The following is a 6,421-nucleotide window of genomic DNA, read 5'->3' as shown; positions in this document are numbered from 1 at the left end:
GTACCCCCGACCGGATTCGAACCGGCGCTACCGCCTTGAGAGGGCGGCGTGCTAGGCCGCTACACAACGGGGGCCCTAGCGATTCCGAATGATCGGAACCAGTACCCCCGACCGGATTCGAACCGGCGCTACTGCCTTGAGAGGGCAGCGTGCTAGGCCGCTACACAACGGGGGCTTGCGGATGTGATCCGCGGTGCAGATGAGCTCTGCGAGCTGGCCTACCTGGACTCGAACCAAGACTAACTGAACCAGAATCAGTCGTGCTGCCAATTACACCATAGGCCACTGGAACGCAAGCCCTGGAAGGGGATCTTGTTCTAGTTTGTGCGCTTGGGGCCCGGCCTTTCGGCCTGTTCCCCTCGGCGCAGGAAGAACATTACCCGAAGGTGGACGGGGCTCCAAAACGGGTATCCCCAGGGGCCTGCGCGGCTCAGGCTTCGGTCGGGTCCGGGGCCACGAAGAAGTCCGTCAGGAAGCAGGTGACCTCGCCGTCGGCGTCGCGGCCGACCCACGTGGGATAGGCGCCGTCGCCCCAGCCGGAGGAGAAGGCGATCAGGTCGTGGCCGGTCTCGGGAGACGTGACCCGGTGCGGCCCCGGGGCCCACCCGCTGTCCTCGAAGGCGTCCCAGAGCGGCCCCTCGTCGCCCTCGCAGCCCGGGAAGGCGCCGTCGGCGGACGCGTCGTAGAAGCAGCCGGTGCCCGCGTCGACGCCGTAGCCGTAGAACTCGTCGTCGCCGAGCTCGGCGGGGTCCTGGTCCGGGAGCAGGGCGGGTTCCCAGGTGACGGCCGGTTCGTCGCGTATGACGAGGCGCGCGGCGGCCACCCGGAGGTGCGGGGTGTCCGAGGGCTCCTCGCCGGGCTGCGTGAGGATCGCCATGGCCACCTCGACGCGGTAGCGCCCCGGCTCGACCTCGGCGGTGAACGGCTCGATGGCGCCGGTGCCGAGGCAGACGAACGGGTCGCAGGCGACCACGCGGCCGGTGGGCAGCGACAGCTCCCCGCCGTCCACGACGTGGATCACGCCGGTGGGCCCGGAGTCCTCGTACGCGAACGAGCTGCCGGGGGTGAACAGCCAGGTGTGGTCGCGAGCGGGCATCGGCATGACGGCGCCTTTCCTCGGGGTCGGTTTCCCGCAGCGTAGGCCCCGCCGCCGACAACGAAGGGGCGGCACCCGGTGACCGGGTGCCGCCCCTCGCAGGGTGTGGCGCGCGTTACGCGGCGAGCTTCGCCAGCGCCGCGTCGATACGGGCCAGCGTGGTGTCCTTGCCCAGGACCTCCAGCGACTCGAACAGCGGCAGGCCGACCGTACGGCCGGTGACGGCCACGCGGACCGGGGCCTGGGCCTTGCCGAGCTTGAGGCCGTGGGCCTCACCGGCGGCCAGGACGGCCTCCTTCAGCGACTCCGCCGAGGTCCAGTCCGCGGACTCCAGCTTCTCGCGGGCGGTGCGCAGGAGGGCGTCGGAGCCCTCCTTCATCGCCTTGGTCCAGCTCGCCTCGTCGAAGACCGGCTCGGACAGGAAGAGGAAGTCGACGTTGTCGGTGATCTCGGAGAGCACCTTCAGACGCGTCTGCGCGTGCGGGGCGATCGCCTGCCACTTGGCCTCGTCGAAGTCCTCCGGCGCCCAGGGGGCGAACGGGGCCTTCAGCCACGGCGCGCAGCGCTCGGTGAAGTCCTTCACGTCGAGCATGCGGATGTGGTCGGCGTTGATCGCCTCGCACTTCTTCAGGTCGAAGCGCGCCGGGTTGGGGTTCACGTCCGAGACCTCGAAGGCCGCGACCATCTCCTCGATCGAGAAGATGTCCTGGTCCGCCGAGAGCGACCAGCCCAGCAGGGAAAGGTAGTTGAGCAGACCCTCGGGCAGGAAGCCGCGCTCGCGGTAGAGGTTGAGCGACGACTCCGGGTCGCGCTTGGAGAGCTTCTTGTTGCCCTCGCCCATCACGTACGGCAGGTGGCCGAAGGCCGGGATCCGCTGCGCGATGCCCAGCTCCATCAGCGCCTTGTACAGGGCGATCTGGCGCGGGGTGGAGGAGAGCAGGTCCTCGCCGCGCAGGACGTGGGTGATGTCCATCAGCGCGTCGTCGACCGGGTTCACCAGGGTGTACAGCGGGGCGCCGTTGGCGCGCACGATGCCGTAGTCCGGGACGTTCTCCGGGAGGTACGTGATCTCGCCGCGCACCAGGTCGTCGAAGGTGATCGTCTCGTCCGGCATCCGGAAGCGGACGATCGGCTCGCGGCCCTGCGCCTTGTACTCCTCGGCCTGCGCGTCGCTCAGCTCGCGGCAGTGGCCGTCGTAGCCGGAGGGCTTGCCGGCGGCGCGGGCGGCCTCGCGGCGGGTGTCCAGCTCGTCCTGGGAGCAGTAGCAGTGGTACGCGTAACCGCCGTCCAGCAGCTTCTGCGCGACGTCCTTGTAGATGTCCATCCGCTGCGACTGGCGGTACGGCGCGTGCGGGCCGCCGACCTCCGGGCCCTCGTCCCAGTCGAAGCCGAGCCAGCGCATGGCGTCGAGGAGCTGGTTGTACGACTCCTCGGAGTCGCGGGCCGCGTCGGTGTCCTCGATGCGGAAGACCAGGGTGCCCTCGTTGTGCCGGGCGAAGGCCCAGTTGAACAGGGCGGTGCGCACCAGGCCGACGTGGGGGTTACCGGTGGGCGAGGGACAGAAACGGACGCGTACAGGTGCGCTAGCCACGCTTGACAACCTTGTTGGTGAGAGTGCCGATGCCTTCGATGGTGACGGCGACCTCGTCGCCGACGTTCAGGGGTCCGACGCCCGCGGGGGTGCCGGTGAGAATGACGTCGCCGGGGAGCAGGGTCATCGCCTCGGAGATGTTGACGATCAGGTCCTCGATGGGCCGGATCATCTCGCTGGTGCGGCCGAGCTGGCGCTGTTCGCCGTTCACGGTGAGCTGCACGGTGAGGTCGTTCGCGCGGGCGAGGTCGATGTCCGTCTCGATCCACGGGCCGAGCGGGCAGGCGGTGTCGAAGCCCTTGGCGCGGGCCCACTGCTTCTCGCGGCGCTGCACGTCGCGGGCGGTGAGGTCGTTGGCACACGTGTAGCCGAGGATGACGTCCTTGACGCGCTCGCGGGGCACCTCGCGGCACATGCGGCCGATGACGACGGCCAGCTCGGCCTCGTACTGGAGGTCCTCGGTGAACGAGGGGTACTGGATGTCGTCGCCCGGACCGATCACGGAGGTGGAGGGCTTGAGGAAGGCGAAGGGGACGTCGGGCACCTCGTGGCCCAGTTCCTTCGCGTGCTCGGCGTAGTTGCGGCCGAAGGCCACGACCTTGTTGGGGAGCACCGGCGGGAGCAGCCTGACCTTGCTCAGCGGGACCTTGGTCCCGGACAGCTCGTGGTCGGCGAACGGGATGCCCTTGATGATGTCGAGGACCAGCTCGTCCTGCTTGTCGCCCTCGACCGCGCCGAAGGCTACGTTCCCGTCGATGGAGAACCTGGCGATGCGCACGGGATTCCTGCGCCTCTCATTGAGAACCGGCGTACTGTCGTCCCAGGTTAACCGCTCCGGCGGCGCGGCGTTCGCCGATGGTCCGCGGCGGTGGAGTTTATCGGCGCCGAATACCGGGCCGGGGGGAATTGCGAATTCGCCGACCGGGACGGCTCCGGGGCCTCGCGGGGGCGCCCTGCCGGGCCGTACGCGGCGGGGGCGGGGACGAGCGGCCGGGCCGCGGGGAAATTCCGTGGCTTTTCCGGTCGGCGGCGGGGAAAATGCCGCGCGGGACCAGGGGTGCGGGATTAACGGTTTTCGGGGCCGTGTCCGCCGGCCGGGGAGGTGCCCGGAAATGACTGAGCGCGGCCGGGAAGAACACGGCGGTGCGTGGTCTTCCCGGCCGCGCTCAGTGCGCGGTCCGCGGCTCCCGTCAGACGCCGACGGAGGCGGGCAGCTCCATGAGGATGGTGCGCCGGGGGTTGGCGGTGCTCGCGGGCAGCTCGCCGGTGTGCTCCTGCGGCTCGGGGGCCCACAGTTCAGTGGCGTCCTCCAGGTGCGCCAGCGTCGTGCGGCGCGGGTTGGCGGTCTTCTGGAACATCTGAGTCGTCTTCACCGTTGTCTTCCTGTGGCCTCGTGTCGTGGGGGGGGCGGTCGGGTGGGCAGAGCCGCTCATCCTGTAAAGCGTCAGGCTAAACATGCGATTCGCCGCCACTGCCGTGAACCACGCATGAATCGCGTGTGAGTTTGCTCACTTACTCGCGAACAAAACGGTCAATTCCGACCGCCAATTCGGCATGCCGAAACGGACATTGGTGATCTGAAGCCACCATTCCGCTCCTGATCATGGCGACTGGGACACCCGTCGACCCCCGACGGTTCGCCGGGATGCGCCCGCTTTGCGGGAGATCGACTTGCACGCTTCGTGTCCCGTGCGCCACTCCCTGTCACCTAGGTCACAGCTCGGGGTGCGTCCCTTGTTGGAGATCCGGCACTGTGCTGGAATGCCACGGACCGCCGCAGGATCGAGCCGGCGCGGGGGGCGCGACACAGCGCCGCGCGGCGGTTGAGAACAGGGGGGAATCCAGCGCCGGTCACTTCAAGACCAACACGGGGGGCGTATTCAGGGCGCTCTCCGAGACGCCGACACCGTGTCCCGCCGTTCGCGCGGAGGGGCGCCTGGTCCAGAGGTTGCGACGCTAGTGCAGGGACGTTTCAAGAGGGATGGCAGCGCTTCGGCCGAGCCGGAGCCGCACGGCGGGGCCGGCCGCGGTGCCTCGCCCCAGCACGCCCAGAACCCGGCTCCGGGCCAGTCCGAGAACGGTGAGCGCCCCGGAGGTCCGGGCGCGTCCGCGCCGTCGGGGACGCCTGGCTCCGTGACCCCGACGCCGACCGTGAAGCCCGCCAAGGGCATCGACGCCGGCCCCGGTTCGCGGCTGGCGATGCGCAACTGGCGCATCTCGACCCGTCTGGTGTCGCTTCTCGCGCTGCCGGTCGTCGCGGCCACCACGCTCGGTGGCCTGCGCATCGGCGACTCGATGGACGACATCAAGCAGCTCGACAACATGAAGCTGCTGACGGAGATGACCCAGCGCGCCACCGAGCTCGCCGCGGCACTCCAGGACGAGCGTGACCAGTCCGCCGGTCCGATGTCGCACGGCGTCAAGGCCTCGGACTTCACCCTCAAGGGCTACCGCGACAAGTCCGACCGCGCGAAGGACAACTTCGAGAACACCGCGGAGCAGATCGACGCGGCCAGCAAGGACGGCAACCTCAAGGGTGTCCGCGACACCGTGGTCGGCCTCGTCTCCCAGCTGGGCAACCTCAGCAAGGTCCGCAACGACGCGTACGCCACCGAGGGCAACTCCAGCCAGACCATCGAGTCGTACCACCGGCTGATCACTCAGCTGATCGACCTCTCCCAGGACATGGCCGAGGCGACCAGCAACCCGGAGATGATCCAGCGCACCCGTGCGCTGTCCGCGTTCTCCAGCGCCAAGGAGTACGCCTCGGTCCAGCGCGCCGTCATCGCCGCCGCGCTGCCCGCCAACACCGAGAGCAAGGGCCAGCTCTCCACGAACGACCGCCTCTACGGTGAGTCGGCCTTCGACAGCGAGCGCTCCGAGCTCAACATCTTCCGGAAGGTCGACGGCAAGGAAGCGGAGACGGTCCTCCAGCCGATCCAGGAGGACAGCCCGCAGATCCAGGCGGCCGACCAGTACGCCAAGCGCGTCCTGACGGCCCCGAACGGCTTCGCGAGCCTCCCCGCCCGCTCCTACCGCGACTGGCTCGACGACAGCACCAACAAGCTCCAGCAGATGAAGAACATCGAGCACGAGCTGCTCGGTGACATGGAGCAGAAGGCCCGTGAGCTGAAGTCGACCTCGGAGCAGGAGGCGATCCTCTCCGGTGCGCTGATCCTGCTCGTGCTCGGCGTCTCGCTCGTCGGCGCCTTCGTCGTGGCCCGCTCCATGATCCGCTCGCTGCGCCGCCTGCAGGAGACCGCCACCCGGGTCGCCCAGGACCGTCTGCCCGAGCTGGTCAAGCAGCTGTCCGAGTCCGACCCGCAGGACGTCGACACGTCCGTGGAGTCGGTCGGTGTGCACTCCAGCGACGAGATCGGCCAGGTGGCCGCGGCCTTCGACGACGTGCACCGCGAGGCGGTCCGACTGGCCGCCGAGCAGGCCCTGCTGCGGGGCAACGTCAACGCGATGTTCACCAACCTCTCGCGCCGCTCGCAGGGTCTTATCCAGCGTCAGCTCTCGCTCATCTCCGAACTGGAGTCCCGCGAGGCCGACCCGGACCAGCTGTCCTCCCTCTTCAAGCTCGACCACCTCGCGACGCGTATGCGCCGTAACGGTGAGAACCTCCTCGTCCTCGCCGGTGAGGAGCCGGGCCGACGCTGGACCCGTCCGGTCCCGCTGGTCGACGTGCTCCGCGCCGCCGCCTCCGAGGTGGAGCAGTACGAGCGCATCGA

The 6,421-nt window shown here is 69.2% G+C and carries 5 protein-coding genes and 3 tRNA genes; 1 reads left to right on the top strand and 7 read right to left on the bottom strand.

Annotated elements, in window-relative coordinates; translation table 11 throughout:
- Position 1 precedes the first annotated feature (1 nt).
- The 7 genes from GTW40_RS03990 to GTW40_RS03960 all read right to left on the bottom strand — a co-directional run bounded on the left by GTW40_RS03990 (position 2) and on the right by GTW40_RS03960 (position 4,060).
- Positions 2 to 74, bottom strand: a tRNA-Glu gene (locus GTW40_RS03990).
- 28 nt (positions 75 to 102) lie between these two features.
- Positions 103 to 175: transfer RNA gene (locus tag GTW40_RS03985), tRNA-Glu, on the bottom strand.
- 38 nt (positions 176 to 213) lie between these two features.
- A tRNA-Gln gene (locus GTW40_RS03980) sits at positions 214 to 285 on the bottom strand.
- A gap of 145 nt (positions 286 to 430) precedes the next feature.
- Entirely contained in the window at positions 431 to 1,102 is a 672-nt protein-coding gene (locus GTW40_RS03975) for a DUF4241 domain-containing protein (RefSeq protein WP_161178753.1), read from the bottom strand.
- Positions 1,103 to 1,211: 109 nt separating this feature from the next.
- Positions 1,212 to 2,696 carry a glutamate--tRNA ligase gene (gene gltX / locus GTW40_RS03970; RefSeq protein ID WP_161178752.1) on the bottom strand — a complete coding sequence of 495 codons (1,485 nt, stop codon included), beginning with the start codon at positions 2,694 to 2,696 and terminating at the stop codon, positions 1,212 to 1,214.
- Positions 2,680 to 3,465: a fumarylacetoacetate hydrolase family protein gene (locus GTW40_RS03965; protein WP_161178751.1), complete on the bottom strand. Its 786-nt coding sequence runs from the start codon at positions 3,463 to 3,465 to the stop codon at positions 2,680 to 2,682. Before GTW40_RS03965 ends, gltX begins: the two co-directional genes overlap by 17 nt.
- A gap of 412 nt (positions 3,466 to 3,877) precedes the next feature.
- On the bottom strand, positions 3,878 to 4,060 hold the full coding sequence (locus GTW40_RS03960; RefSeq protein ID WP_161178750.1) for a hypothetical protein: 183 nt from the start codon (positions 4,058 to 4,060) through the stop codon (positions 3,878 to 3,880).
- A 586-nt stretch (positions 4,061 to 4,646) separates the two neighbouring features.
- Here GTW40_RS03960 and GTW40_RS03955 point away from each other — a divergent pair.
- Positions 4,647 to 6,421, top strand: a 1,775-nt coding sequence (locus GTW40_RS03955; protein ID WP_161178749.1) for a nitrate- and nitrite sensing domain-containing protein, incomplete at its 3' end; no start/stop codon positions are given.

It is taken from the genome of Streptomyces sp. SID4985 (genome assembly GCF_009863025.1).
In the GTDB taxonomy this organism is placed as follows: domain Bacteria; phylum Actinomycetota; class Actinomycetes; order Streptomycetales; family Streptomycetaceae; genus Streptomyces.
This window is presented reverse-complemented; position numbering and strand designations above follow the sequence as displayed.

Coding starts and splice junctions, on each gene's coding strand:
- GTW40_RS03975 (WP_161178753.1), bottom strand. CDS start 1,102: ATGCCGATGCCCGCTCGCGACCACACCTGGCTGTTCACCCCCGGCAGC.